Raw genomic sequence first — 25,016 nt, 5'->3', positions numbered from 1 at the left:
CAGGGGTAGTGCGTCAAGGAAACATCAAGGCTGCGCACTTCAGTGTCGCGCAAAATCGTCAAATTCTAGGCAGTCTGACACGTTGATTTGCGAATTGGAAATAAAAACGCCCGGTCCATGGACCGGGCGTTTCATCCGTATGCAGCAGGCTTAGAAGGTTTCCCATTCATCGGCTTCGGCGCGTGCGCTGGCGCGGGGACGCGCCGGCGCCGGCTTGGCTGTCCGCGCGGCCGGCTTGGCCGGCTTGGTCGCCAGTGCCAGCGTGCGCACCGGGGCGGCCGGGCTGGCGCTTGCGGTCGCAGCCTGGACGTCCAGCTTGAACACGCCGACCACCTGGGCCAGGCGAGCCGCCTGGTCCTGCATCGAGGCCGCTGCGGCCGCCGACTCTTCGACCAGCGCAGCGTTCTGCTGGGTTACCTGGTCCATCTGGCCGATGGCCTGGTTGACCTGCTCGATGCCGCCGGTCTGTTCCTGGCTGGCCGATGCGATCTCGGCCATGATGTCGGTGACGCGGCGGATCGAGGTGACCACTTGCTCCATGGTGTCGCCGGTCTGGTCCACCAGCCTGGTGCCGGCTTCGACCTTCTCGACCGAGTCGCCGATCAGGGTCTTGATCTCCTTGGCGGCAGCCGCCGAGCGCTGGGCCAGGGTGCGCACTTCCGAGGCCACCACCGCGAAGCCGCGGCCCTGTTCGCCGGCGCGCGCCGCTTCCACGGCTGCGTTCAGGGCCAGGATGTTGGTCTGGAAGGCGATGCCGTCGATCACGCCGATGATGTCGACGATCTTCTTCGAGGAGTCGTTGATCGAACCCATGGTAGTGATGACCTGGTCCACCACGTTGCCGGCATCGAGGGCCACGCTGGACGCGGTGATCGCCAGCTGGTTGGCCTGGCGCGCATTGTCGGCGTTCTGGCGCACCGTGGTGGTCAGTTCTTCCATCGACGCCGCGGTTTCCTCCAGCGCGCCGGCCTGCTGTTCGGTACGTGCCGACAAGTCGAAGTTGCCGGCCGAGATTTCGGCCGAGCCGGTGGCGATGGTGTCGGTGCCGCTGCGCACTTCGCTGACGATCTTCACCAGGCTGTCGTTCATGTTGCGCAGGGCACGCAGCAGGGCGCCGGTTTCGTCCTTCGTGTCGGCGTCGATGCGGGCGGTCAGGTCGCCCGCAGCGACGGTCTCGGCAGCCTGCACGGCAGCATGGATCGGGCGGGTGATGCCGGTGGTGAGCAGCCACGACAGGGCGGCGCCGAGCAGCACCGCGCCGGCGGCCAGCACGCTGATGACGGTGCTGTTGTAACGTGCGCTCTCGTCGATCGCCTTGGCGGTCTGGTCGATGCTGTTGCGCTGCATGAGCACCAGCTCCTGCAGCAGGTCCTGGTACTTCTGCGCCGCCGGCGTGAAGCCCTGCTCGAGGATGCGCGCGGCTTCCTCGGCATTGCCGTCGGCCTTGGCCTTGACTGCGCCATCGCGCGAGGCGCTGTAGGTCTTGCGCTGTTCCAGGATCTTGGCGAACAGCGCCTTTTCCTTCTCGCCTGCGATCAGCGGCTCGATCTGCTTGAGCAGTTCGGCGGCCTTCTTGACCGAGGCGGCCGCGTCTTCCTTGAAGTAGGGGCCGAGTTCCGGGTCGGCGCTCTTGACGATCGCGGCGGTACGGCGGATCGAGGCGAAATTCAGGCTGTACCAGTCGGTGATCAGGCGCTCCTTGGTCAGGGGCGCCGCCATCATGTCGCGGGTCGATGCCGCCACGTCGTTCATGCGCGAGATGCCGGCCACGGCGATCAGAAGCGTCATCGCCAGGATCACGGCAAAGCCGAGACCCAGGCGTCGTCCAATGCGAATATTCGAGATGAAACCCATTACAGCGTCCTTGTGGTATTCGAGGGTGGCGTGAACGCCGGCGGCTGCAGGCGACGTTAAAGGCGTGGCACGTGCGGCGCGTAGGAATAGTCCGACATCACTTGAGGGACGGATTCTACGTGTAAATCAATTCTCTGTAGAAATAAAAAATGAAATTGAGAAATTTTTACGACACTTTTATTACGTAGAACTACCTATGTTAATTGTTAAATATTGCTGCATGGAAATTCGTCTGTTACGGTTCCGGCCCCGATGATTGCCAGTACAGTCCATCGGAGTCGCCTTCGTTCCCCCGTTTTTCGAGGAGATTCATGAAACAATCCGCCCGTCTCATCCGACAACTCCTGCTGGCCGGTGCCTTCGCCGCCAGTTCCGCCCACGCCGCCGGCTTGCCGCCGGAAATGCGCGCCCAGCTCGACAAGATGTTCCCGTCGGTCGAAGCCCTGTACCAGGACCTGCACCGCACGCCGGAACTGGCCTTCCAGGAACACCAGACCGCGAAGAAGCTCGCCGAGCGCGCCAAGGCGCTGGGCTTCGACGTGACTACCGGCGTCGGCGGCACCGGCGTGGTGGCGATCCTGAAGAACGGCCCCGGCCCGACCGTGATGCTGCGTACCGAAATGGACGGCCTGCCGGTCCAGGAAAAGACCGGCCTGCCGTTCGCCAGCGCCCACACCCAGAAGAACGCGGCCGGCGAAACCGTGTCGACCATGCACGCTTGCGGCCACGACGTCCACATGTCGGCCTGGTACGCCACCGCCAAGCTGATGGCGGACAACCGCAAGGCCTGGAGCGGCACCCTGATGCTGGTCGGCCAGCCGGCCGAAGAGCCGCTGACCGGCGCCCTCGCCATGCTCAAGGACGGCCTGTTCACGCGCTTCCCGAAGCCTGACTACGCGCTGTCGATGCACGACGAAGGCACGCTGCCGGCCGGCCACGTGGGCTACCGCGCCGGCCCGTTCCGCGCTTCGGCCGATACGGTCACCATCACCATCCATGGCCAGGGCGGCCATGGCGCCACCCCGCACGAGACCCGCGACCCGGTCGTGATGTCGGCGCGTATCGTGATGGCGCTGCAGACCCTGGTCTCGCGCGAGAACAACCCGGCCGACCCGGTCGTGATCACCGTCGGCAGCATCAACGGCGGCACCCAGGCCAACGTGGTGCCGGACCAGGTCAAGCTGATGCTCACGGTGCGTACCTTCCGTCCGGAAGTGCGCCAGCGCGTGCTGGCCAGCATCGCCCGCGAAGTGAAGGGCGAAGCCATCGCGGCCGGCGCACCGAAGGAGCCGACCATCGACATCAAGCCGGGCCCCTTCCCGGTGTTCAACGATCCGGAACTGACCGCGCGCGCCGTCGCCGCGATCAAGGGCGCCATCGGCGAGCAGAACATCAGCGAGATGCCGGCCAAGATGACTTCGGAAGACTTCGCCCACTACGGCCAGGCCGGCGTCAAGGCGATCCTGCTGCACGTCGGCGCCGTGGAGCCGGGCAAGCTGGCCGCAGCGCGCCAGGCCGGCAAGTACCCGCCGGGCACCCACTCGCCGCAGTGGGCGCCGGACTTCAAGCCGACCGTGACTTCCTTCATCGCGGCCGAAACCGCGGTGCTGCTCGACCTGATGAAGCCGGGCGCGAAGTAATCCCTGCGTAGCAAATGAAAAGGCCGGGCCCTGTCATGCACAGGGCCCGGCCTTTTTTTACCAAATGGTCAGGAAATCAGAAGTTTTCCGATTCCTGCGCCGCCTGCGAGCGAACGGGGTGCCGGCGTCGCCGGTGTGCTCGCCTGCGCCTCGAGCCTGAACACGTTCACCATGCCGGCCAGGCGTGCGGCCTGGTCCTGCAGGGCGCCCGCGGCGGCCGCCGATTCCTCCACCAGCGCGGCGTTCTGCTGGGTCGATTCGTCCATCAGGCCGATGGCCTGGTTGACTTGCTCGATGCCGTGGATCTGTTCCTGGCTGGCCGACGCGATCTCGGCCATGATGTCGGTGACGCGGCGGATCGAAGTGACCACTTGCTCCATGGTGTCGCCGGTCTGGTCCACCAGCCTGGTGCCGGCTTCGACCTTCTCGACCGAGGCGCCGATCAAAGTCTTGATCTCCTTGGCGGCCGCCGCCGAGCGCTGTGCCAGGGTGCGCACTTCGGAAGCCACCACCGCGAAGCCGCGGCCCTGCTCGCCGGCGCGCGCCGCTTCCACGGCTGCGTTCAGGGCCAGGATGTTGGTCTGGAAGGCGATGCCGTCGATCACGCCGATGATGTCGACGATCTTCTTCGAGGAGTCGTTGATCGAGCCCATGGTGGTGATGACCTGGTCTACCACGCTGCCGGCATCGAGGGCGACCTTCGACGCGGTGATCGCCAGCTGGTTGGCCTGGCGCGCGTTGTCGGCGTTCTGGCGCACGGTCCCCGTGAGCTCTTCCATCGAGGCCGCGGTTTCTTCCAGCGAAGCCGCTTGCTGTTCGGTGCGGCTCGACAGGTCGAGACTGCCGGCGCTGATCTCGCCGGACGCGGTGGCGATGGTGTCGGTGCCGCTGCGCACCTCGCTGACGATCTTGACCAGGCTGTCGTTCATGTGGCCGAGGGCGCGCAGCAGGGCGCCGGTCTCGTCGTTCGTGTCGGCGTCGATGCGGCTGCTCAGGTCGCCCCCGGCCACGGTCTCGGCGGCCTGCACGGCGGCGCGGATCGGGCGCGTGATGCCGCGCGTGAGCATCCACGAGAACAGCGCGCCGAGCAGCACGGCGCCCGCCGTCAGGCCGGCGATGATCATCTGGCCGCGGGTGGCGGTCGCATCGATGCCGGCGGCGGTGGCGGTGATGTGGTCGCGCTGCATCGCGACCAGTTCGTTGATCGATTCCTGGTAGGCCTTGGCGGCCGGGGTAAAGGACTGTTCCAGGATCTGGTCGGCCAGCTCCTGGTTGCCCTCGGCCTTGGCCTTGACGGCGTTGTCGCGCGCCGCGCCGTACAGCTTGCGCTGCTCGGTGATGCGCTTGAACAGGGCGCTTTCCTGCTCGCCCGCGATCAGCGGTTCGATCTGCTTGACCAGGTCGGCGGAGGTCTTGGCGGTGGCTGCGGCGTCTTCCTTGAAATAGGCGGTCAACGAGGGATCGCTACTCTTGACGATGGCAGCGGTGCGGCGCACGGCAGCGAAAATCTGGGTATACCACTCGGCGATCAGCCGTTCCTTGGTGAGCGGCGCTGCCAAGGTGTCGCGGGCGGCGCTGGAGACCTGTTCGAGGCGCCACATGCCGGAGCCGGCGATGAGGACCGCCATGACGAGGGTGAGGGTAAAGCCGACGGTCAGGCGGATGCCGATGCCGAGATTATTAAAAGTGCGCATAACTGACTCTGCCAAACATACCAATGGAAAGCAACAATTATTGCCCATTTGTAACAGGCATGCATGCTTTATCTTTACGCGGCCTCGGCTTTATAGATGATTTACAACAGTTACTTCCCCTGTCCGGTCGCCGACTTGCGCAGGCGCTGGCTGCGGGCGTAGGCGTCGGGATGAGAGGACGCATACGACATCGCCCGGCGCAGGAATGCCGGTGTCTTGTCGGCCCGCGCCTCGAGAAGGTCGAACAGGTCGGCCAGCGGTCTCACTGGGATGCCGCGCGTGTGCAGCGCCTCGACTGCGTAGTCGTCCGCGGCCAGTTCCATCGCGCGCGAATACTCCATGTTGCTCACGACGGCCGGCAGGCCGGCGGCAACCGCGCTGAAATCGCCGAACAGCGTGGCCGACAACGCCGCCGTGAGCGACGAGCGCGTGAGCGTGTGCACGCTGTGGCGCTGCTCGATGTGGCCAACCTCGTGCGCCAGCACGCCGGCCAGCGCCGCCGCCGCCTCTGCATCGAAGTCGTTGGAGCTGCCCATCACCGCGCGCACGATCTCGTCGGTGACGACAATGGTCCCGTCGGGGAAGGCCAATGCGTTCGGACCGAGTTCGGGAGCGGCGTACACCCGCAGGCGCAGCGGGATGCGCGGCGCGTCAGGCTGGACCCGCTGCAGGATGGCGGACAGTGCCGCGATGCGGTCCTCGCTCAGGCGCGAAGGCTTGAGGATGCCCTGGCGCTCGAGCAGGTCCAGGGCATTCCGTCCGAGCGCCTGGTCGGCCGATCGCGGAACCCGGCTCGCCAGGCGATCGGCCACCGCCGGAATGCCCCAATGCCATCCTGACGCGATCAGGCCCACCAGCAGGACCAGGGCCAGCAGCGCGGCGGCGGCGTGCTCCTGCCAGCGCACCACCCAGGACTTGCGGTAGCCGAGCGCCTCGGCCAGCACCGTGCGCATGGCCGGGTCATGGACCTCGGCCCGGCCGCCGTCCTCGAAATAGAGCACGGCCGGAGCGCGCCGGAAAGGTTCGGCCAGGCGCGTGCTGGACGCCGGGTAGCTGCGCGTGGCCTCGCCGCACAGGTGGATGGCGCCATCGCCTGCGCTCAGCTCGACCACGTGCAGGCGTGCACTGCGGCCATCGAAATAGTGTGTTGCGCTCATGATGTCTTTCTACCAGCTGAGGTCGATGCCGAAGCCGTCGGCGACGCTGTCGCCGGCCGCGCCGCCACGAGGCGCCACACGGGCGCAGGCGGCCTCGATGTCGACGTCGACGTCGATGTGCAGGTGCGCCAGCCGGAAACGGTAGACGTTGACGACGGCGAAGGGGCGGTACAAGCCCAGGCTCAGCACGGTAAGCAGGGCATTCCTGGTCTGCAGCTTCATGAAGGCGCGCGCCGGCAGGGTGGAGCGGAAGCGGATGCCGGGGAAGCGGGTGTTCGACCAGGCCAGGTTCGACACCCGCACCATCATGTAGGGGATGGTCAGCAGGTAGAACAGGTACAGCATGACGATGCCGATGAGGTAGCCGGCCATGGCGGACGTGCGGTCGTCGCTCCCGGCGGCGTTGCCGGCGAGCCGGACCGCCGCGAATGCGGCGATGGTGACCACCACGACGAGTCCACTGGAGACCAGGTAGAAACGGTAGAAGCGGCGCGCCTTGACCTCGTACTGGGAATGCTGGTCGCCGAACAGCAGGTGGGCGTGCTGGAAGTGCCGGATACGGGCATGCATCAGCGGCCATGCCAGGTAAAGCGGCAGCACGAGCACTTCCAGCAAGGGTTTTTCCGGATACAGGGCCAGCATGGTGCCAGGCAGAACCACCGCGAGCGCAGGCGGCAGCCAGGCCAGGTAGGCCTGGCCCACCGATCCATCGAAACCCAGGCGCAGGCCGCGGTAGCTGGTGTTCCCGAGGCGAAAGCGCAGGGCGCCGCGCATCAGGTAAGGGAAGGCGAGCAGCAGGCCGACGATCACCATCACCCCGAAGGTGGTCGAGAAGCCGAAGGCGTAGTGGTAAGCCACCAGCAGCACGACCGACAGCGCGCGCCCGGCCAGCACGGCCTTCGGATTGCCATGAAAATCGAAGCTGGCCCCGGCCAGGACCGTATTGCGGTCGAAATACTGCAGCCGGCGCACCTTGGCCCAGGCCGAGTAGATGCCGAAGGTAGCCAGCGTGAGCAGCAGGTTGACGACCCAGATGCGGAAGTATTCGCGGCCGTCGCCGGTAAAGCTCAGCGCCAGGGTGCGCGGCTGCGGCGGCGCGGCAAGCGTTCCGGTGTCGGACAAGACGGCCGCGCCGGCGGGCGGGTCGGTCAATGTATGCATGGGTCGGCCAAAAAATCCCAGTATAGGCAGCACCCCTGCCGGTCGGTCAATTGATGGGGCATATTCTCGATCCCTGGCGTTTTGCAGATGCCGCGTTTTTCTCCGGCAATGGCATCCAAACGCGCCTTTTGCCGCGGCATTGGCATGGTGACCAGAAGTATTTGCGCGGTTTAAGGTATAATTTCTATTTCCCGCGCGTGCCATTCGGCACCTTCAGTACAAATGACCAAATTCGTATTCGTCACTGGCGGCGTCGTGTCTTCCCTGGGCAAGGGGATCGCAGCCGCTTCCCTCGCCGCGATCCTCGAATCGCGCGGCCTCAAAGTCACCCTGCTCAAGCTCGACCCGTACATCAACGTGGACCCGGGCACCATGAGCCCCACCCAGCACGGCGAAGTGTTCGTCACCGACGACGGCGCCGAGACCGACCTGGACCTGGGCCACTACGAGCGCTTCATCAGCACCCGCATGAAGAAGGTGAACAACTTCACCACGGGCCAGATCTACGAGTCGGTGATTCGTAAAGAGCGCCGCGGCGAGTACCTCGGCAAGACCGTGCAGGTGATCCCGCACATCACCAATGAAATCCAGGACTACATCCGCCGCGGCGCCGAAGGCGTGGACGTGGCGCTGGTCGAGATCGGCGGCACCGTCGGCGACATCGAGTCGCTGCCCTTCCTGGAAGCCGCGCGCCAGCTGTCGCTGCGCTCGGGCCGCAAGGGCGCCGCGTTCGTGCACCTGACCCTGGTCCCCTGGATTGCCTCGGCCGGCGAACTGAAGACCAAGCCGACCCAGCACTCGGTGCAGAAGCTGCGCGAGATCGGCATCTCGCCGAACGCGCTGCTGTGCCGCGCCGACCGCCGCATCCCCGACGACGAGCGCGGCAAGATCTCGCTGTTCGCCAACGTGGAAGAGCAGGCCGTGATCTCGGTGTGGGACGTGGACACCATCTACAAGGTGCCGCAGGTGCTGCACGACCAGGGCCTGGACGACATCATCCTGGAAGCGCTCGGCCTGGAAGCGCCGAAAGCCGACCTGTCGATGTGGACCAAGCTGATCCACACGCTGGAAAACCCGAAGCACGAGATCACCATCGGCATGGTGGGCAAGTACGTCGACCTGATCGAATCGTACAAGTCGCTGACCGAGGCGCTGCGCCACGCCGGCATCCATACCGAGAGCCGCGTCAACATCGAATACCTCGACTCGGAAGAAATCGAAAGCAAGGGTTGCGACCACCTGGCCAAGTACGACGCCATCCTGGTCCCGGGTGGCTTCGGCAAGCGCGGCGTGGAAGGCAAGATCCTGGCCGCCCGTTATGCGCGCGAAAACAAGATTCCTTACCTCGGCATCTGCCTGGGCATGCAGGTCGCGCTGATCGAATACGCGCGCAACATGGCCGGCCTGCCGAACGCCAACTCGACCGAGTTCGATGCGGAAACCGACCAGCCGGTGGTCGCCCTGATCACCGAATGGCAGAACCACGACGGCAAGGTCGAGAAGCGCGACGTCAACTCCGACCTGGGCGGCACCATGCGCCTGGGCGCGCAGACCTGCGCCGTGAACCCGGGCACCCTGGCCGCCGAGATCTACGGCAACGTCGTGACCGAGCGCCACCGCCACCGTTACGAAGGCAACAACTACTACCTGCCGAAGATCGAAGCGGCCGGCCTGGTGGTGTCGGCACGCACCCCGAACGAAGACCTGCTGGAAATCATGGAGCTGCCGCGCGAGGTGCACCCCTTCTACATCGGCGTGCAGTTCCACCCGGAGTTCAAGTCGACCCCGCGTAACGGCCACCCGCTGTTTACCTCGTTCATCCAGGCCGCCCTGAAGCACCAGGCGGGCAACACCAACGTGGCGGCGAACAGCTCGCCGGCACTGCAAGGAGACGCAGCATGAAACTCGCCGGATTCGACGTCGGCCTCGACAAGCCGATCTTCCTGATCGCCGGTACCTGCGTGATCGAATCGCGCCAGATGGCGCTCGACACCGCCGGTACGCTGAAGGAAATCACCAGCGCGCTGGGCATCCCCTTCATCTACAAGTCTTCTTTTGATAAGGCCAACCGCTCGTCCGGCAAGTCCTTCCGCGGCCCCGGCATGGAGAAGGGCCTGGAAATCCTGGCCGACGTGCGCAAGGAAATCGGCGTGCCCGTGCTCACCGACGTGCACGACGAAGAGATGATCCCGCAGGTGGCCAGCGTGGTCGATGTGCTGCAGACGCCGGCCTTCCTGTGCCGCCAGACCGACTTCATCAACGCCTGCGCGCGTTCGGGCAAGCCGGTCAACATCAAGAAGGGCCAGTTCCTGGCCCCGGGCGACATGAAGAACGTGATCGACAAGGCACGCGCCGCCGCGCGCGAAGCGGGCCTGCCGGAAGATAACTTCATGGCCTGCGAACGCGGCGTCTCGTTCGGCTACAACAACCTGGTCTCGGACATGCGTTCCCTGGCCATCATGCGCGAATCGAACTGCCCGGTGGTGTTCGACGCGACCCACTCGGTGCAGCTGCCGGGCGGCCAGGGCACCTCGTCCGGCGGCCAGCGCGAACATGTGCCGGTGCTGTCGCGCGCGGCCGTGGCGGCCGGCATCGCGGGCCTGTTCATGGAGACCCATCCGGACCCGGCCAACGCCATGTCGGACGGCCCGAACGCGGTTCCGCTCGGCCGCATGAAGGAACTGCTGACGACCCTGGTCGAGCTCGACCGCATCGTCAAGAAGACCGGCTTCCTGGAAGCGGACTTCAAGTAAGCACAGCATCAGCAAAATGCGCGCGTGCGCCCGGCGGCCGGGCGGACGCGCGCATTTGTTACAATGTCAAGCGATTTGGCTGCCAAGGCTTTGCCAAGCAGGCGGCTGCTACAGATTTTTACCTTTCCGGAGACTGAAAAACATGAGTGCTATCGTTGATATCATCGGCCGCGAAATCATTGATTCGCGCGGTAATCCGACCGTGGAATGCGACGTCCTGCTGGAATCGGGCGTGATGGGCCGCGCCGCCGTGCCTTCGGGCGCCTCGACCGGTTCGCGCGAAGCGATCGAGCTGCGCGACGGCGACCCCAAGCGTTACTTCGGCAAGGGCGTGCTGCAGGCCTGCGAGAATATCAACACCGAGATCTCCGAAGCGATCATGGGCCTGGACGCGAATGAGCAAGCCTTCCTGGACCGCACCCTGATCGATCTCGACGGCACCGAGAACAAGAGCCGCCTGGGCGCCAACGCCATGCTGGCCGTGTCGATGGCCGTGGCCAAGGCAGCCGCCGAGGAAGCCGGCCTGCCGCTGTACCGCTACTTCGGCGGTTCGGGCGCGATGCAGCTGCCGGTCCCGATGATGAACGTCATCAACGGCGGCGCCCACGCCGACAACAACCTGGACATCCAGGAATTCATGATCATCCCGGTCGGCGCACCGTCGTTCAAGGAAGCGATCCGCTGGGGCGCCGAAGTGTTCCACACCCTCAAGAAGATCCTGCATTCCCAGGGCCTGAACACCGCCGTCGGCGACGAAGGCGGCTTCGCCCCGTCGGTTGCCAACCATGAAGAAGCGATCAAGCTGATCATGCAGGCGATCGAGCAGGCCGGCTACGTGGCCGGCCAGGACTTCGCGCTGGGCCTGGACTGCGCCGCGAGCGAATTCTACAAGGACGGCAAGTACGTGCTAGAAGGCGAGGGCGGGCTGGCACTGTCGGCACAGGACTTCACCAACATGCTGGCCACCTGGTGCGACAAGTACCCGATCATCTCGATCGAGGACGCCATGGCCGAAGGCGACTGGGAAGGCTGGGCGACGCTCACCGCCGCCCTGGGCAAGAAGGTGCAGCTGGTGGGCGACGATTTGTTCGTGACCAACACCAAAATCCTTAGAGAGGGCATCCAGAAGGGCATCGCCAACTCGATCCTCATCAAGATCAACCAGATCGGCACCCTGACCGAGACCTTCGCCGCCATCGAGATGGCCAAGCGCGCCGGCTACACCGCCGTGATCTCGCACCGTTCGGGTGAGACCGAAGACTCGACCATCGCGGACATCGCGGTCGGCCTGAACGCCCTGCAGATCAAGACCGGTTCGATGTCGCGTTCGGACCGCATGGCCAAGTACAACCAGCTGCTGCGCATCGAGGAAGACCTGGGCGACGTCGCTTCCTACCCGGGCCGCGACGCATTCTATAATCTGAAGTAAACCTGAAGTAAGTCCACGGCCGGACTGCCCTTGCGGGTGGTCCGGCTTCGTCTTTCGCGACCGCCGTCCATGCGACTCATCACCATCGCCCTTGCCGTCCTGCTGCTCTTGATTCAATACCCGCTGTGGCTGGGGAAGGGTGGCTGGCTGAACGTCGCCGACATGCGCGAGCAGGTCGACAAGACCCGCAACAAGACCGAGCTGCTGGAAGCGCGTAATGCCAAGCTGGAATCGGAAGTGCGCGACCTGCGCGACGGCACCGGCGCGGTGGAGGAGCGTGCCCGCTACGAACTGGGCATGATCAAGCAGAACGAGATCTTCGTGCAGGTGCTGCGCAAGGACGAACAACCCGCGGTCTCGATGACGGTGCCGCCGCCCCCGCCGCCGCCGAAGGAAAAAAAGGGCGGCCGCTGATCTCCGCCTTTCCCGTATCAGCGGCAGCGCCCGGCGGCGCCTTCAGGCTTCGCTGCCGCCCCGTGCCGGCATGTAGCCGGGTTGCAGCAGCCCCTTGATCGGCGTATCCCCTTCGAACAGCACGATTTCGCCATGTTCTGCCGGCTCAGGGCGATGCGGTCGCCGTTCTCGACGTGGCTGCCGACCAGCGCAACCGGCCGGTCGCCGAACGTGGACGCATTGCCCGCGCCGGAAACGATGATGCTTTCGCTGCCGTCGGGATAGCGGACCCGGTCGCCGACGCAGGCGATGCGGAAACCGTCCATGTGCACCACGTTATCGGCCACGACGACCTCCCCGCCTTGTACGGTACGCGACCCGATCGTCGCGATGGGATAACGGGCCGTGATTTTTCGGCGAGCCGGTACGGGATTGCATTCTTGATCGACCGACGCTGCTGCCGCTGCGGACATACGCTTCATTGACGCTCCTATGGATGTGACCGGCGAGTGATCCTTCCACGCTTGCCAGACGTGCTCGACGCGGTCTTACTCTCGATATGGCGAAGCGTATTGGAATCCCTCAAGGCTAGGGCGTGTTTGACTTTCCTCAAGTCAACTTTCATGTAGGACTGGGACTACAGAGCATTTACCACAATTGGGGTATCGGAATGCAAACAGGGTAGGCGCACAGCAGTGTATGATCACCAGAATGACTTCATGGAACCAAGCATGACCCAAGAAAACACCCCTCCGAATCCCGCGGAGCTCGATTCGCTCGACGCCATCGCCGATTGCCTGGCCGATGCCTTCGAGGACGGCGACGGCGCTGTCATTACCCTTGCGATGCAGGCCGTGGCGCAGGCGCCCGGCCTCGGCGCCCTGGCAGCGGCCGTCGGCATGCCGCGCGATGAACTGCAGACCGCCCTGGTGGCGGAGGAATTCAACCTCGACCTGACGCTCGAGATCATGAAGGTAGTCGACCTGCACATGTCAGGCCGCGGTTGAATACCTGGCGCGTCCAACTCCAGGTTTGATAGGTGCCGCGGTCGCTGACCGCGGCCATTTTCGCATCAGTCCGACGAAGCCTCGCCCTGCATCGAGCCGGCGCCTTGCTCCAGGAAGGAGCGCAGCATCCAGGCGTTCTTTTCGTGCACTTCCATGCGGGTGGTCAGCATGTCGGCGGTCGGGAAGTCGTCCAGGTCGTCGGCAACCTTGACGCCCTGGCGCATGGTGCGCACCAGGATTTCGTTGCCTTCGACCAGCTGGCGGATCATTTCCTTGGCCGACAGGACTTCCGGCTCTTCCTTGATGCTCGACAGTTCGACGTAGCGCTTGGAGGTGGCAGGGGCGAAATGGCCCAGGGCGCGGATGCGTTCGGCGATCTCGTCCAGCGCATTCCATTGCTCGGTGTACTGCTCCTCGAACATCACGTGCAGGGTCGAGAACATCGGCCCGGTGACGTTCCAGTGGAAGTTGTGGGTCTTCAGGTAAAGCATGAACGCGTCGCCCAGGACGGTCGAGAGCGACTCGACGATCTTGGCGCGGTCTTCGGTGCTGATTCCGGTATCCATGTGCATCGTTTTTCTCCTGTGGGTGAGTGCAGTGTTTGTAAGGAAATGACAACACTGTCAAAGATGCATCAGCTTAGCACCGCTGCAAAAAATGCGTGTTTTGAGTGTCACGGTTCAAATGCGGGGCGTGAGAATCTGCGCACATTGGCAATCCTGCCGTCTTTACAATGCAGGCACCTCTTGCCAATGAAGGACCCTCATGAAGCGCCTTTCCATCATCGCCGCCTTGCTGGCGATGGCCGCACCCGCATTTGCCCAGGACGGCATGTCGCCAGAAGCGCCGCCCACCGAAAAGGTCGAAGTCAGCAGCATCAAGGATCCCGAGCTGCTTCCCTACCGCCGCATGGTGCGCGGCCTCGACGCATGGGACGAAAAGCGCGCGCTCGCGCCGAAGGCGGACCTGCGCTTCGAACTGTGGACGAAGGACGGCAAGCCGGCCGGCACCGACGGCCTGCAGCTGCGCATCGCCGGCGATACGGTCGATATTGCGCTGCCGCTCGACCAGGAGGGCAGCTTCGTGCTGCCGCGCAGCCAGCAGGCTTTCGACGAACAGGCCGATCTCGTTTCGAACCGCAAGAAGGCTGAAATCCGCTGGCGTCCGCGCGTACGCACGCCTGGCGTGCCGGCGAATGCGCGGCGCCTGGGCGACCTGCGCCTCGAGTGCGAGGTCGGCGTGGCAGTGCGCAAGGAAGACATTCCGCTGCTGTACCGCGCCGGGGCGGTGGCAGCAGGCGGTCTGTGCAGGTTGCCGATGGTGTCCTATCCCTACCGCGCACCGCGGCGTCTGGCCTCGGCCATGATCGTGTCGGGCGAGCGCAAGGCGGGGCTCCCGCTTCACTTGAACGGCGCCGCCTACATGGCGCCGCTGCGCGACAAGAGCTGGGACGACGATGCGCTGGTCGTGTATGAATTTGCCGAGGCGCCGCAGGCCCCTGCGCCGTAAACGACAAGTGGGCGGCAGCGCCGCCCACCTTCGCAAAGCGCCGCTACGACGCTCAGTTGATGCTGCCGCTGGCCGGCATCATGGTTTCCACCGGCGTGTCGCTGGCGAACAGCTGGGCGCAATCGACCTTGTCGAAGGCGTAGTGCTTGCCGCAGAAGTCGCAGTTGACGCCCAGTTCGCCCAGGTCGGCCAGCGCCGATTCCACTTCCGGCTGGCCCAGCATCTTGAGCATGTTGCCCACCTTCTCGCGCGTGCAGCTGCAGTGGAACTGCGGGTGCTGCGGATCGAAGACGCGGATCGTCTCTTCCCAGAACAGGCGCTTGAGCAGGGTCTCGATGTTCGTGCTCAGGAGTTCCTCGCGCTTGAGGGTCTGGCCCAGCATGACCGCGCGGTTCCAGGTTTCCAGGTCTTCCGCTTCCGAGGCCTGCTTCTGCTGGTCGTCCTTGCCGCTGTGGCGCGGGAGCTTCTGCAGCAGCAGGCCGCGCGAGACCTGGTCGTCGGCCGCCAGCCACAGGCGCGTATCCATCTGTTCGGAACGCAGCATGTAGTTCTCGATGACGGTTGCCATGTCGTCGCCGATCAGCGGCACCACGCCCTGGTAGGGCTGCTGGCCCGGCACCTTGTCGACCGGGTCGAGCGTGATCACGAAGCGGCCCTTGCCGTGCGCATTGAACATCTGCTCCAGGGTCGCGTCGTCGGCCAGCTCGGCGTCCGGCGCCAGCTTCGCGGTGGCGCGGATGCGCAGCTGGGCGTCGCACTCGACCACCAGCAGGCGCACCGGGCCATCGCCGAAGATCTGCATCACGATGGCGCCGTTGAACTTCAGGTTGGCCGACAGCAGGGCAGACGCGGCCACCATTTCGCCGAGGGCGGCGCGCACCGCCTTCGGGTAGGCGTGCCGGGCCTGGATTTCGCGCCAGGTGTCGGAAATCTCGATCAGCTCGCCGCGCACGGCGGCGTTATCGAAGATGAATTTTTGGAGGGTGTCGCGAGTGTCTGTCATTCTGTTATCCGATTCTCTTGAGCTGCGCCTTGAACAGCTGGCCGCGCGCCACGTAGCTCGCGGCGCTGGCCTGCAGGCGCAGCATGTCTTCTTCCGTCAGGGTGCGCACGACCTTGGCAGGCGAACCGAGGATCAGCGAACCGTCCGGGAACTCCTTGCCTTCAGTAACCAGCGCGCCGGCGCCCACCAGGCAGCCCTTGCCGATCCGGGCGCCATTCAGGATGACGGCCTGGATGCCGATCAGCGAACCGTCGCCGACGGTGCAGCCGTGCAGCATGGCCTGGTGGCCGACGGTCACGTTCTTGCCCAGCGTGAGCGGGAATCCCATGTCGGTGTGCATCACCGTGCCTTCCTGCACGTTGCTGTTCTCGCCAATGGTGATGCGCTCGTTGTCGCCGCGCAGCGTCGCGCCGTACCACACCGAGGCGTTCGCCTCGAGCGTGACCTTGCCGATCAGGGTTGCCGAATCGGCCACGAAGCTTGAGGTGTCGATCTCGGGCGCATGCTCGCCCAGCTGGTAAATCGCCATGGATGTGCTCGCGGAAGATTGAAATGCCGCTATTGTAAACCTCCTGTCCGCCATCGTCCGGTCGATCGCAAATGGGGACGGGCAAGACGAAATCAAGATTGACGCGGTATAATGCGAACGGTCGTACTTTTTTCCTCCTTTCGTTCACGCTTTTGCCTGACTTATGCAAGCATCCCGTTCCGACTTCCTCACCATCCGCGGCCTGCGCACCCATGTGCGCCACTGGGGCCGCGAAGGCGCCCCCAAGATCTTCATGCAGCACGGCTGGATGGACGTCGCCGCCTCGTTCCAGTTCGTGGTCGATGCACTCAAGGGCGAGTGGCATGTGATCGCCTTCGACTGGCGCGGGTTCGGACTGAGCGAGCGCTCGCATTCCGACACCTACTGGTTCCCGGACTACCTGGCCGACCTGGAAGCGGTGCTCGACCATTACGCGCCCGGTGAGGCCGTGAACCTGCTGGGCCACAGCATGGGCGGCAACATCGCCAGCCTGTATGCAGGCGTGCGCCCCGCGCGCATCGCCCGGCTGATCAACCTGGAAGGCTTCGGCCTGCCGGCGACCCGCGCCTCGCAGGCGCCGGGGCGTTTCGCCAAGTGGCTCGACGAATTGAAGGCCAAGCCGGAGATGCGCGGCTATGCCAGCCTGGAAGAGGTGGCGGCGCGGCTGCAGAAGACCAATCCGCGTTTGCCAGGGGAACGGGCCGCCTTCCTGGCGGGGCACTGGGCGGCTCGGGACGCGGACGGCCAGTGGCGCATCCTGGGCGACCCGGCGCACAAAATGACCGGCCCGCTGCTGTACCACGCCGACGAGGTGCTGGCCTGCTGGACCCAGATCACGGCGCCGGTGCTGTGGGTCGAGGCGGAAGAAACCGAGATGTGGCGCTGGATGGGACCGAAGGAGCAGGCGAGGGCGGAGATCGACCGGCGCCGCGAGCACCTGGCCAAGGTCACGGCGCGCATGATGCCCGGAGCGGGGCATATGCTGCATCACGATCAGCCGGAATTTCTGGCGCGGATGATCGAGGCATTCCTGAATGGTGCCGAGGTGCCGGGCTAGCGTTGTAAGCAGCCCTCAACTGACGCAGCATTAATTGCCGCACGGAAACGCCTGTGCTACAGTCCCACCCGACCCGGCGCCCCGCGCGCCCTTCGATAGACTGACAGGACACACATGCGATTTCGAGCCGGCCTCGCGCTCTGCGGCGCCCTCCTGGCGGCGGGCTGCGCCATTCCCTACAGCCCGGCCCCGGTGGCCACCAACTTCCCCAGCACCCAGCAGGCCAAGCTGCAGGCGGCCGCGCACTGGGGCGTCATCGCACGCCACATGGCGGGCCAGCTCGCGCCCTCGCTGAAAGTGAACGCGAAACGCCCGCTGTACGTCAGCTCGCAGCAGTCGAGCGCCTTTGCCCAGGGCGTGAGCAGCCACCTGGTCTCGGCCCTGGTCAACGACGGCTACATCGTGGTCAAGGTGCCGGATGCGAACACCCTGCGCATCGAACTCGACACGCAGGTGGTGGCTTTCTCGGCCAAGCGTCCACAGTACAAGTTCGCCGGCGAGCGCAGCCTGCTGGTGGCAGGCGCCTGGGTGCTGACCGAAATCGACCACACCGTCGAGTGGCTGGCCACCGCCGCCATCTTCGCCGAGGACGCCTATTCCTGGTTCCATTCCCAGTTCGCCACCGGCGACACGCCGAAGACCGAGATCATCGTCAACCTGTCGCTGGCCGACGACGCGCGCTACTACGCGCGCACCACCTCGGTGTACTACACCACCGACAGCGATCGCGCGCTGTACGACGCGGCGGCGCAACCCACCAAGACCTTCGCGGTCCGCAACCATTAAGCACGGAGCACTGAGGCCATGAAGCGAACCCTGACCCTTTGCGCCGCGGTCCTCGCGCTGCCCCTGCTGCTGGGCGCCTGCTCGACGACCAGGGAAGACACCAACTACACCTCGGTCTCGGCCAACGCTTTCGTGGCCGCCAACTACCGCGCCGCCGACGCGCTGGCGCTGCAGCTGCGCGGCAAGCTGGGCGACGAGAAGCCCCTGATCATGGCCACCATCGTCAATATCGACGCGCTCGAGCAGACCTCGATGCTGGGCCGCCTGGTGTCGGAACAGCTCTCGACCCGCCTCGCGCAGGGTGGCATGAAGATGCTGGAGATGAAGCTGCGTAACAGCGTCTACCTCAAGCGCGGACAGGGCGAGCTGATGCTCACCCGCGAGATCGGCGAGGTGGCCAGCGCCCACAACGCCCAGGCAGTGGTGGTGGGCTCGTATGCCGAGACCCGCGATGCCGTCTTCATCAACGTCAAGGTGATCCAGCCGAGCACCAATCTGGTGTTGGCCGGTCACGACTACGTGCTGGCGAAAGAGGGCACGGTGCGTTCCATGCTTCAATCCAACTGATCGGTTTTCGTAACAGCACGACAGGCGGATTGGCGCGTACAATGTTTCGCTCCAATCGCCAATGACATTGCCGTGCCATGAAAGTCGATCTCCACTGCCATTCCAACGTCTCCGACGGCGTGCTCGCACCTGCCGCCGTCGCCGCCTATGCGCGCAAGGGCGGCGTCGACGTCTGGGCGCTGACCGACCACGACGAAATCGGCGGGATCAAGGCCGCGCGCCAGGCGGCCGGCGAGCTCGGCATGCGCTTCGTGGCCGGCGTCGAGATCTCGGTGACCTGGGCGAACGAGACCGTCCACATCGTCGGCCTGCAGCTCGACGAGGACAACCGGGCCCTCATCGACGGCCTGGCCGCCACCCGCAACGGTCGTCAGGCACGCGCCAGGGAAATCGCGGCCCAGCTGGACAGTGCCGGCATTTCGGGCGCTTACGAGGGCGCGCTGCGCTACGTGGGCAACCCGGACCTGATCTCGCGCACCCACTTCGCCCGCTTCCTGGTCGAGATCGGCGCCTGCGGCTCGACCTCCGACGTATTCCGTAAATACCTCACCGAGGGCAAGCCGGGCTACGTGCCGCACCGCTGGGCTACGCTGGCCGACGCAGTCGGCTGGATCCGCGGCGCCGGCGGCATCCCGGTGATCGCGCACCCGGGCCGCTACCCGTTCAGCGATACGGCCGAAGGGGCGCTGTTCGACGAATTCCGCCAGCTGGGCGGCAATGCCATCGAAGTGGTGACCGGCAGCCATACGCCGGACCAGTACCAGACCTACGCCGAGCTCGCGCGGCGCTACGGTTTCCTCGCTTCGCGCGGGACGGATTTCCACGCGCCGGGCGAGGCTCGGGTGGAATTTGCCGAACTGCCGCCGCTGCCGGCGGGCCTCACGCCGGTCTGGCACGACTGGTTCTGAGACGTGTGCAGGGTCGTAAGTTCTGCACGCGACAGGTAAATAAACACGAAATCATTAGGTGGAAGGGAAGAAGTCCTGTATCTTCAATCGGGCACAACATCAAGTCGTCGTTCTAGTTGGTCTCTTTCCCGTTTCGCCATCCGGCATTCCTGTTTGATTCCCTCCTGCTGCATTCTTCTTGCTTGCCTGTGCGTTCCGGCATCTTTGCCTCATCACATTCAAGGTATACACATGACTACTCAAACCGGCACCGTCAAATGGTTCAACGACTCCAAGGGCTTCGGCTTCATCACCCCTGACGCAGGCGGCGGCGACCTGTTCGCGCACTTCAAGGACATCCAGTCGGACGGCTTCAAGAGCCTCGCGGAAAACCAGCGCGTGTCCTTCACCCGCGCCAGCAGCCCGAAGGGCGACAAGGCGAGCGAGATCCGCGGCATCTAAGCCGGCGGGGCGGATTTCCGCCCACCAGAATTGCAAAGCCCGCGCATGCGGGCTTTTTCTTTGGCTTGAAATTTTCGCTCGTCAGCCCAACCTTGGCAGCCTGACATCATCTTGTTGCCAGGAGGGCTGTCCATGAAACGTATTGTGCTGTTCCTTGCCACCAACCTCGCCGTGGTGCTGGTGGTGTCGCTCGTGCTCAACCTGCTCGGGGTGGGACGCGCCGTCACGGGGCAGGGAATCGACATCGGCAGCCTGGCCGTGTTTTCGCTGGTGGTCGGCTTCACCGGTTCCTTCATCTCGCTCCTGATGAGCAAGCCGATGGCCAAGTGGTCGACCGGCGCGCGCGTCATCGAGACCCCCGCCAACGCCACCGAACGCTGGCTGGTCGATACCGTGCGCAGGCTGTCCGAGCGCGCCGGCATCGGCATGCCGGAAGTTGCCGTCTACGAAGGCGAACCGAATGCCTTCGCCACCGGCGCCTTCAAGAATTCCGCGCTGGTCGCGGTGTCCACCGGCCTGCTGGCCAGCATGAACCAGGACGAGGTCGAGGCCGTGCTCGGCCACGAGGTGGCCCACATCGCCAACGGCGACATGGTCACGCTCACCCTGATCCAGGGCGTGGTCAACACCTTCGTCGTGTTCCTGGCGCGCGTGGTCGGCTATTTCGTCGACAAGCTGCTGTTTCGCAGCGAGGACCGCGGCCCCGGCATCGGCTACATGATCACCGTGTTCGTGTGCGAGATCGCATTCGGCATCCTGGCCTCGATCATCGTCGCCTGGTTCTCGCGCAAGCGCGAGTTCCGCGCCGACGCCGGTTCGGCAAAGCTGCTGGGCAGCCCGGTGCCGATGCAGCATGCGCTGGCCCGCCTCGGCGGCCTGGCGCCGGGTGCGCTGCCCTCGTCGATGGCCGCTTCCGGCATCTCGGGCAGCGGCGGCGGCTGGGGCGCGCTGTTCTCGACCCACCCGCCGATGGAGCAGCGCATCGCGGCGCTGCAGGCAATCAGATAAAAAGAAAGGCAGAATCCAGATGGCCCAATACTTCCAGATCCACCACGAGAACCCGCAGCCGCGCCTGGTCAAGCAGGCGGCCCAGATCATCAGTTCGGGCGGCATCGTGGCCGCGCCGACCGACTCGGCCTATGCGCTGGTGTGCCGCCTCGACGACAAGGCCGCGGTCGAGAAGCTGCGCCGCATCCGCGGCGTCGACGACAAGCACCACCTGACGCTGCTGGTGCGCGACCTGTCCGCGATCGCGCACTTCGCGCGCGTCGACAACACCCAGTACCGGCTGCTCAAGGCGACCATGCCGGGCCCCTACACCGTGATCCTGGAAGCCACGCGCGAAGTGCCGCGCCGCCTGTCGCACCCGTCGCGCAAGACGATCGGCGTGCGGGTCCCGGAAAACCAGATCATGCTGGCGCTCATCGAGGAACTGGGCGAGCCCCTGATCGGCACCACGCTGCAGCTGCCGGGCGACGACCACATGCTGTCCGATCCCGACGAAGTGCTGGAGCGCCTCGGCAAGCAGATCGAGCTGGTGATCGACGGCGGGGCCGGCACGCTCGAGGCGACCACGGTCATCGACCTGACCGGGCCGGTGCCGGGGCTGGTGCGCGAGGGCAGGGGCGATCCGGCCGCGTTCGGGCTGTAGGGCTTCAGTTTCTCCTAACAGCCGGGTCCTGCGGACCTGATAGAATCGCGCACATGGATCCTGAACTGATACGCAACATTGCCGTCTACGCGCTGCCCGTCCTCTTTGCGATTACCCTGCACGAAGCCGCCCATGCCTACGTCGCCCGCTATTTCGGCGACAACACCGCCTATGCCGCCGGGCGCATGACGCTCAACCCGCTGGTGCACGTCGACATCTTCGGCACCATCGTCATTCCGATCGCCCTGTACCTCACCACCGGATTCGTGTTCGGCTATGCCAAGCCGGTGCCGGTCGACTTCAACCGCCTGCGCAATCCGAAGCGCGACATGGCCTGGGTGGCGCTTGCCGGTCCCGCCGCCAACTTCATCATGGCCTTCCTGTGGCTGGTGCTGGCGGTGCTGCTGGTCGCCTTCGGCGTCGGCGAGGAATTCCCGCACAAGGTGGCCCAGGCCGGCCTGTTCGCCAACCTCCTGATGTTCGCCTTCAACCTGCTGCCGATTCCGCCCCTGGACGGCGGCCGCGTGCTCACCAGCATGCTGCCGAATTCCCTGGCCTACAAGTTCGCGCGCATCGAGCCGTACGGCTTCTTCATCGTGCTGGGTCTGATCTTCATGAACTTGCTGGCCTTCTGGGTGATGCCGGTGATGAACCTGGGACGCATCCTGCTGCAGCTGATCGCCTCGCCCCTGACCCTGCTGCTCACATGAACATGATGAACCTGCCGGTTTCGCCCTGGGTCGCACGCTTCGCGCCGCTGGCAAAGGCCGGCGAGGCGCTCGACCTGGCCTGCGGCAGCGGCCGCCACGCGCGCCTGCTGGCGGCGCGCGGCATGCATGTGCTGGCCCTGGACCGCAACGCGGAGCTCCTGGCTGCGCTCGCCGGCCCGAACGTGGCGACGCTGCAGCACGACCTCGAGGCCGAGGACGCGGTCTGGCCCTTCGAACCGGGGCGCTTCGCGCTGATCGTCGTTACCAATTACCTGTACCGCCCATTGTTCCCGCAGCTGGCGGCCAGCCTGCTTCCGGACGGCATCCTCATTTATGAGACCTTCGCCCAGGGTAACCAGGTCTACGGCAAGCCCTCGAACCCGGATTTCCTGCTGGCCCCGGAAGAACTGCTGGGCCTGGCACGCGGGGGCGGCTTGCAGGTGCTGGCCTACGAGGATGGCCACGTCGACCGCCCCCACCCGGCACAGGTGCAGCGCCTGTGCGCGGCCGGTCCCGGCTTTGCCAAAACCGAGGCAAAGCTCGACCATAATGTGGGTTCGAATGAACCATAGAGGCGGGCGATCCGCTACAATCAGACTTTTATTTACTTTCCGGCACGGCCAACGCATATGATTAAGGGCAGCATCGTAGCAATCGTCACCCCGATGTTCGAGGACGGCAGTCTTGACCGCGACTCTCTGCGCAAGCTGATCGACTGGCACATCGCGGAAGGCACCGACGGCATCGTCATCGTCGGCACCACGGGCGAATCGGCCACCGTCTCCCCCGAGGAGCACGCCGAACTGATCAAGATCGCGGTGGATCATACCGCCGGCCGCATCCCGGTGATCGCCGGCGCGGGCGGCAACTCCACCGTGGAAGCCATCGCGCTGACCCAGCACGCGAAGGACGTCGGCGCCGACGCCTCGCTGCAGGTGGTCCCGTATTACAACCGTCCGACCCAGGAAGGCATGTACCGCCACTTCAAGGCCATCGCCGAAGCGGTCGACCTGCCGGTCATCCTGTACAACGTCCCGGGCCGCACCGTTGCCGACATGAGCAACGAGACCGTCGCGCGGCTGGCGCCGATCGACAACATCGTCGGCATCAAGGACGCCACCGGCAACATCGGCCGCGGCATCGAGCTGCTGCGCATGGTCGACAAGTCCTTCGGCGTGTACTCGGGCGACGACCCGACCGCGATGGCCCTGATGTTCTGCGGCGCTGCCGGCAACATCTCCGTCACCGCCAACGTGGCCCCGCGCGCGATGCACGAGCTGTGCGCCGCCGCCATGGCCGGCGACGTGGCGCGCGCGGTCGAGATCAACAACCGCGTGCTCGACCTGCATGCCAAGCTGTTCGTCGAACCGAACCCGGTGCCGGTCAAGTGGGCCCTGGCCGAAATGGGCCGGATCCCGACCGGCCTGCGCCTGCCGCTGGCGCCGCTGGGCTCGTCCTTCCACGATACCGTGCGTGGCGCACTGGCCCAGGCGGGCCTTCTCCCTGCCTGAACCCGCAAGGGTTCCGGTTCCTAGTACCTGATATCGAACGACATGACAAATCGCACTACTAAGACCGTCGCGCTGACCGCGATCGCGCTGAGCCTCGCCGGCTGCACCACCATCTTCGAATCGGACAAGGTCGACTACCGTGGCGCCAAGAAGGCCGCCAACCTGGAAGTTCCACCGGACCTGACCGCGCTGCAGCGCGACAACCGCTATGCCGTCCCGGACGGCAAGGGCGTGGCGACTGCATCCGGTTTCCAGCAGCAGATGGGCGCGCAGGGTGCGATGGCGCCGGTGGGCGGTTCGCTGCAGCCGATCGGCCCGGTCTCGACCGACGCCGTGAGCGTGCAGCGCAACGGCGACCAGCGCTGGCTGGTGGTCAAGCAGACCCCGGAACAACTGTGGCCGCAGTTGCGCCAGTTCTGGGAAAACCAGGGCTTCGCCATCGAGACCGAGTCGGCCACGACCGGCACCATGGAAACCAACTGGGTCGAGAACCGTTCGAAGATCCCGCAGGACTTCATCCGCCGCTCGATCGGCAAGGTATTCGACAGCGCCTACTCGACCGGCGAGCGCGACAAGTTCCGCACCCGCCTGGAGCGCCTGCCGGACGGCTCGACCGAGATCTGGATCAGCCACCGCGGCGCCGAAGAAGTGCTGCAGGGCGCCCAGAAGGAAACCACGATCTGGACCGTGCGTCCGAACGATCCGGGCCTGGAAGCCCAGTTCCTGGGTCGCCTGGTGGCCCAACTGACCGGCGTCAAGGAAACCAAGCCGGCCGAGACCATGGTCGCGAACGCGCCGGTGGCGCCGCAGCAGGCCACGCTGGTCGGCAATGCCGTGGAACTCAATGAAGGCTTCGACCGCGCATGGCGCCGCGTCGGTCTGGCGCTCGACCGCGTCGGCTTCACCGTGGAAGATCGCGACCGCGTGCAGGGCGTGTACTTCGTGCGCTACGTCGATCCGGATGCGGCCAGCAAGGATGGCTTCTTCAAGAAGCTGTTCACCTTCGGCGCGGACGACAAGGCCAAGGAAGCCCAGCGTTACCGCGTGATCGTCAAGGCGGAGCAGGGCGCCTCGACCAGCCAGGTGAGCGTGCAGACCAATGACGGCAAGCTTGAAACCGGCGAGACCGGCGCCAAGATCCTGAAGCTGCTGGCGGATGAGCTGAAATAATCAGAAGCTTGACGATATCGTCGAAACCGGCCCGAGCGGCCGGTTTTTTTATGCCCGGACCGTTTGCGGAAAACGCAAACACAAAC

General features: G+C 65.2%; 26 protein-coding genes. 18 read left to right on the top strand and 8 right to left on the bottom strand.

Annotated features, from left to right (window positions below):
* Window positions 1–150 precede the first annotated feature (150 nt).
* Entirely contained in the window at window positions 151–1,854 is a 1,704-nt protein-coding gene (locus YWC_RS0104590; protein ID WP_027864315.1) for a methyl-accepting chemotaxis protein, read from the bottom strand.
* Window positions 1,855–2,165: 311 nt separating this feature from the next.
* Between YWC_RS0104590 and YWC_RS0104585 the strand changes: the two genes are divergently transcribed.
* Window positions 2,166–3,494, top strand: a complete 1,329-nt coding sequence (locus YWC_RS0104585; RefSeq protein WP_027864314.1) for an amidohydrolase — start codon at window positions 2,166–2,168, stop codon at window positions 3,492–3,494.
* 68 nt (window positions 3,495–3,562) lie between these two features.
* On the opposite strand, the gene YWC_RS28285 is transcribed toward YWC_RS0104585, so the two are convergent.
* From YWC_RS28285 to YWC_RS28280, 3 genes are all read right to left on the bottom strand, one after another.
* Complete coding sequence (locus YWC_RS28285) at window positions 3,563–5,188, bottom strand: methyl-accepting chemotaxis protein (protein WP_084416306.1); 1,626 nt, start codon at window positions 5,186–5,188, stop codon at window positions 3,563–3,565.
* A 110-nt stretch (window positions 5,189–5,298) separates the two neighbouring features.
* Window positions 5,299–6,345 (bottom strand): M48 family metallopeptidase, encoded by a 1,047-nt coding sequence (locus YWC_RS0104575; protein WP_027864313.1) that lies wholly within the window; start codon window positions 6,343–6,345, stop codon window positions 5,299–5,301.
* A 9-nt stretch (window positions 6,346–6,354) separates the two neighbouring features.
* Entirely contained in the window at window positions 6,355–7,506 is a 1,152-nt protein-coding gene (locus YWC_RS28280) for a YjgN family protein (RefSeq protein WP_169728087.1), read from the bottom strand.
* A gap of 222 nt (window positions 7,507–7,728) precedes the next feature.
* Between YWC_RS28280 and pyrG the strand changes: the two genes are divergently transcribed.
* The 4 genes from pyrG (at window position 7,729) to ftsB (ending at window position 12,102) form a co-directional block, all read left to right on the top strand.
* Window positions 7,729–9,408, top strand: coding sequence for a CTP synthase (pyrG, locus tag YWC_RS0104565; protein WP_027864312.1), 1,680 nt, complete (start codon window positions 7,729–7,731; stop codon window positions 9,406–9,408).
* A complete protein-coding gene (gene kdsA, locus YWC_RS0104560; protein WP_027864311.1) occupies window positions 9,405–10,259 on the top strand; it encodes a 3-deoxy-8-phosphooctulonate synthase in 855 nt (284 codons plus the stop codon). The genes pyrG and kdsA overlap by 4 nt, the downstream gene beginning before the upstream one ends.
* Before the next feature lie 142 nt (window positions 10,260–10,401).
* Window positions 10,402–11,688, top strand: a complete 1,287-nt coding sequence (eno, locus tag YWC_RS0104555; protein WP_027864310.1) for a phosphopyruvate hydratase — start codon at window positions 10,402–10,404, stop codon at window positions 11,686–11,688.
* 69 nt (window positions 11,689–11,757) lie between these two features.
* On the top strand, window positions 11,758–12,102 hold the full coding sequence (gene ftsB / locus YWC_RS0104550) for a cell division protein FtsB (RefSeq protein WP_027864309.1): 345 nt from the start codon (window positions 11,758–11,760) through the stop codon (window positions 12,100–12,102).
* 17 nt (window positions 12,103–12,119) lie between these two features.
* Here the strand turns inward: ftsB and YWC_RS31930 are convergent, their stop codons facing one another.
* Entirely contained in the window at window positions 12,120–12,563 is a 444-nt protein-coding gene (locus YWC_RS31930; RefSeq protein WP_229413005.1) for a PAAR domain-containing protein, read from the bottom strand.
* A gap of 249 nt (window positions 12,564–12,812) precedes the next feature.
* On the opposite strand from YWC_RS31930, the gene YWC_RS0104540 reads away from it, so the two are divergent.
* Window positions 12,813–13,088 (top strand): hypothetical protein, encoded by a 276-nt coding sequence (locus tag YWC_RS0104540; protein ID WP_027864308.1) that lies wholly within the window; start codon window positions 12,813–12,815, stop codon window positions 13,086–13,088.
* Window positions 13,089–13,153: 65 nt separating this feature from the next.
* On the opposite strand, the gene YWC_RS28270 is transcribed toward YWC_RS0104540, so the two are convergent.
* Entirely contained in the window at window positions 13,154–13,660 is a 507-nt protein-coding gene (locus YWC_RS28270) for a Dps family protein (RefSeq protein WP_036213061.1), read from the bottom strand.
* 193 nt (window positions 13,661–13,853) lie between these two features.
* On the opposite strand from YWC_RS28270, the gene YWC_RS31440 reads away from it, so the two are divergent.
* Window positions 13,854–14,597, top strand: coding sequence for a hypothetical protein (locus YWC_RS31440; RefSeq protein ID WP_051306220.1), 744 nt, complete (start codon window positions 13,854–13,856; stop codon window positions 14,595–14,597).
* 52 nt (window positions 14,598–14,649) lie between these two features.
* On the opposite strand, the gene hslO is transcribed toward YWC_RS31440, so the two are convergent.
* Together hslO and YWC_RS0104520 are read right to left on the bottom strand one after the other, a co-directional pair.
* The gene (gene hslO / locus YWC_RS0104525; RefSeq protein WP_027864307.1) at window positions 14,650–15,600 is read right to left on the bottom strand and encodes an Hsp33 family molecular chaperone HslO; all 951 of its coding nucleotides are present in this window, start codon (window positions 15,598–15,600) and stop codon (window positions 14,650–14,652) included.
* Window positions 15,601–15,604: 4 nt separating this feature from the next.
* Complete coding sequence (locus YWC_RS0104520; RefSeq protein WP_027864306.1) at window positions 15,605–16,129, bottom strand: gamma carbonic anhydrase family protein; 525 nt, start codon at window positions 16,127–16,129, stop codon at window positions 15,605–15,607.
* Between the two features lie 163 nt (window positions 16,130–16,292).
* Between YWC_RS0104520 and YWC_RS0104515 the strand changes: the two genes are divergently transcribed.
* The 11 genes from YWC_RS0104515 (at window position 16,293) to bamC (ending at window position 24,930) form a co-directional block, all read left to right on the top strand.
* Window positions 16,293–17,186, top strand: a complete 894-nt coding sequence (locus tag YWC_RS0104515) for an alpha/beta fold hydrolase (protein ID WP_027864305.1) — start codon at window positions 16,293–16,295, stop codon at window positions 17,184–17,186.
* 114 nt (window positions 17,187–17,300) lie between these two features.
* Complete coding sequence (locus YWC_RS0104510; protein WP_027864304.1) at window positions 17,301–17,972, top strand: hypothetical protein; 672 nt, start codon at window positions 17,301–17,303, stop codon at window positions 17,970–17,972.
* Between the two features lie 18 nt (window positions 17,973–17,990).
* Window positions 17,991–18,539: a FlgO family outer membrane protein gene (locus tag YWC_RS0104505; RefSeq protein ID WP_027864303.1), complete on the top strand. Its 549-nt coding sequence runs from the start codon at window positions 17,991–17,993 to the stop codon at window positions 18,537–18,539.
* Between the two features lie 77 nt (window positions 18,540–18,616).
* Window positions 18,617–19,447 carry a 3',5'-nucleoside bisphosphate phosphatase gene (locus tag YWC_RS0104500; RefSeq protein WP_027864302.1) on the top strand — a complete coding sequence of 277 codons (831 nt, stop codon included), beginning with the start codon at window positions 18,617–18,619 and terminating at the stop codon, window positions 19,445–19,447.
* A gap of 231 nt (window positions 19,448–19,678) precedes the next feature.
* A complete protein-coding gene (locus tag YWC_RS0104495) occupies window positions 19,679–19,888 on the top strand; it encodes a cold-shock protein (protein ID WP_027864301.1) in 210 nt (69 codons plus the stop codon).
* A 132-nt stretch (window positions 19,889–20,020) separates the two neighbouring features.
* Entirely contained in the window at window positions 20,021–20,896 is an 876-nt protein-coding gene (htpX, locus tag YWC_RS0104490; RefSeq protein ID WP_027864300.1) for a protease HtpX, read from the top strand.
* Between the two features lie 19 nt (window positions 20,897–20,915).
* A complete protein-coding gene (locus tag YWC_RS0104485) occupies window positions 20,916–21,539 on the top strand; it encodes an L-threonylcarbamoyladenylate synthase (protein WP_027864299.1) in 624 nt (207 codons plus the stop codon).
* 53 nt (window positions 21,540–21,592) lie between these two features.
* Entirely contained in the window at window positions 21,593–22,249 is a 657-nt protein-coding gene (locus YWC_RS0104480; protein ID WP_027864298.1) for a site-2 protease family protein, read from the top strand.
* A complete protein-coding gene (locus YWC_RS0104475) occupies window positions 22,246–22,821 on the top strand; it encodes a class I SAM-dependent methyltransferase (protein ID WP_371846054.1) in 576 nt (191 codons plus the stop codon). The genes YWC_RS0104480 and YWC_RS0104475 overlap by 4 nt, the downstream gene beginning before the upstream one ends.
* Before the next feature lie 57 nt (window positions 22,822–22,878).
* A complete protein-coding gene (gene dapA, locus YWC_RS0104470; protein ID WP_027864296.1) occupies window positions 22,879–23,760 on the top strand; it encodes a 4-hydroxy-tetrahydrodipicolinate synthase in 882 nt (293 codons plus the stop codon).
* Between the two features lie 42 nt (window positions 23,761–23,802).
* A complete protein-coding gene (gene bamC, locus YWC_RS0104465) occupies window positions 23,803–24,930 on the top strand; it encodes an NlpB/DapX family lipoprotein (protein ID WP_051306219.1) in 1,128 nt (375 codons plus the stop codon).
* Window positions 24,931–25,016 lie beyond the last annotated feature (86 nt).

Source organism: Massilia alkalitolerans DSM 17462, from assembly GCF_000427785.1.
In the GTDB taxonomy this organism is placed as follows: domain Bacteria; phylum Pseudomonadota; class Gammaproteobacteria; order Burkholderiales; family Burkholderiaceae_D; genus Telluria; species Telluria alkalitolerans.
Note: the sequence above shows the minus strand (reverse complement) of the source record. Positions and strands in the feature narration are given on the sequence as shown.

Excerpts from the sequence above, each read along its gene's own strand:
- YWC_RS31440 (WP_051306220.1), top strand. The coding sequence starts at position 13,854 with ATGAAGCGCCTTTCCATCATCGCCGCCTTGCTGGCGATGGCCGCACCC.
- hslO (WP_027864307.1), bottom strand. The coding sequence starts at position 15,600 with ATGACAGACACTCGCGACACCCTCCAAAAATTCATCTTCGATAACGCC.
- pyrG (WP_027864312.1), top strand. The coding sequence starts at position 7,729 with ATGACCAAATTCGTATTCGTCACTGGCGGCGTCGTGTCTTCCCTGGGC.
- YWC_RS0104505 (WP_027864303.1), top strand. The coding sequence starts at position 17,991 with ATGAAGCGAACCCTGACCCTTTGCGCCGCGGTCCTCGCGCTGCCCCTG.
- eno (WP_027864310.1), top strand. The coding sequence starts at position 10,402 with ATGAGTGCTATCGTTGATATCATCGGCCGCGAAATCATTGATTCGCGC.
- kdsA (WP_027864311.1), top strand. The coding sequence starts at position 9,405 with ATGAAACTCGCCGGATTCGACGTCGGCCTCGACAAGCCGATCTTCCTG.
- YWC_RS28280 (WP_169728087.1), bottom strand. The coding sequence starts at position 7,506 with ATGCATACATTGACCGACCCGCCCGCCGGCGCGGCCGTCTTGTCCGAC.
- YWC_RS0104500 (WP_027864302.1), top strand. The coding sequence starts at position 18,617 with ATGAAAGTCGATCTCCACTGCCATTCCAACGTCTCCGACGGCGTGCTC.
- ftsB (WP_027864309.1), top strand. The coding sequence starts at position 11,758 with ATGCGACTCATCACCATCGCCCTTGCCGTCCTGCTGCTCTTGATTCAA.
- bamC (WP_051306219.1), top strand. The coding sequence starts at position 23,803 with ATGACAAATCGCACTACTAAGACCGTCGCGCTGACCGCGATCGCGCTG.
- YWC_RS0104520 (WP_027864306.1), bottom strand. The coding sequence starts at position 16,129 with ATGGCGATTTACCAGCTGGGCGAGCATGCGCCCGAGATCGACACCTCA.
- YWC_RS0104510 (WP_027864304.1), top strand. The coding sequence starts at position 17,301 with ATGCGATTTCGAGCCGGCCTCGCGCTCTGCGGCGCCCTCCTGGCGGCG.
- YWC_RS0104480 (WP_027864298.1), top strand. The coding sequence starts at position 21,593 with ATGGATCCTGAACTGATACGCAACATTGCCGTCTACGCGCTGCCCGTC.
- YWC_RS0104575 (WP_027864313.1), bottom strand. The coding sequence starts at position 6,345 with ATGAGCGCAACACACTATTTCGATGGCCGCAGTGCACGCCTGCACGTG.
- YWC_RS28285 (WP_084416306.1), bottom strand. The coding sequence starts at position 5,188 with ATGCGCACTTTTAATAATCTCGGCATCGGCATCCGCCTGACCGTCGGC.
- YWC_RS0104485 (WP_027864299.1), top strand. The coding sequence starts at position 20,916 with ATGGCCCAATACTTCCAGATCCACCACGAGAACCCGCAGCCGCGCCTG.
- dapA (WP_027864296.1), top strand. The coding sequence starts at position 22,879 with ATGATTAAGGGCAGCATCGTAGCAATCGTCACCCCGATGTTCGAGGAC.
- YWC_RS0104540 (WP_027864308.1), top strand. The coding sequence starts at position 12,813 with ATGACCCAAGAAAACACCCCTCCGAATCCCGCGGAGCTCGATTCGCTC.
- YWC_RS28270 (WP_036213061.1), bottom strand. The coding sequence starts at position 13,660 with ATGCACATGGATACCGGAATCAGCACCGAAGACCGCGCCAAGATCGTC.
- YWC_RS0104495 (WP_027864301.1), top strand. The coding sequence starts at position 19,679 with ATGACTACTCAAACCGGCACCGTCAAATGGTTCAACGACTCCAAGGGC.
- htpX (WP_027864300.1), top strand. The coding sequence starts at position 20,021 with ATGAAACGTATTGTGCTGTTCCTTGCCACCAACCTCGCCGTGGTGCTG.
- YWC_RS31930 (WP_229413005.1), bottom strand. The coding sequence starts at position 12,563 with ATGAAGCGTATGTCCGCAGCGGCAGCAGCGTCGGTCGATCAAGAATGC.
- YWC_RS0104590 (WP_027864315.1), bottom strand. The coding sequence starts at position 1,854 with ATGGGTTTCATCTCGAATATTCGCATTGGACGACGCCTGGGTCTCGGC.
- YWC_RS0104475 (WP_371846054.1), top strand. The coding sequence starts at position 22,246 with ATGAACATGATGAACCTGCCGGTTTCGCCCTGGGTCGCACGCTTCGCG.
- YWC_RS0104585 (WP_027864314.1), top strand. The coding sequence starts at position 2,166 with ATGAAACAATCCGCCCGTCTCATCCGACAACTCCTGCTGGCCGGTGCC.
- YWC_RS0104515 (WP_027864305.1), top strand. The coding sequence starts at position 16,293 with ATGCAAGCATCCCGTTCCGACTTCCTCACCATCCGCGGCCTGCGCACC.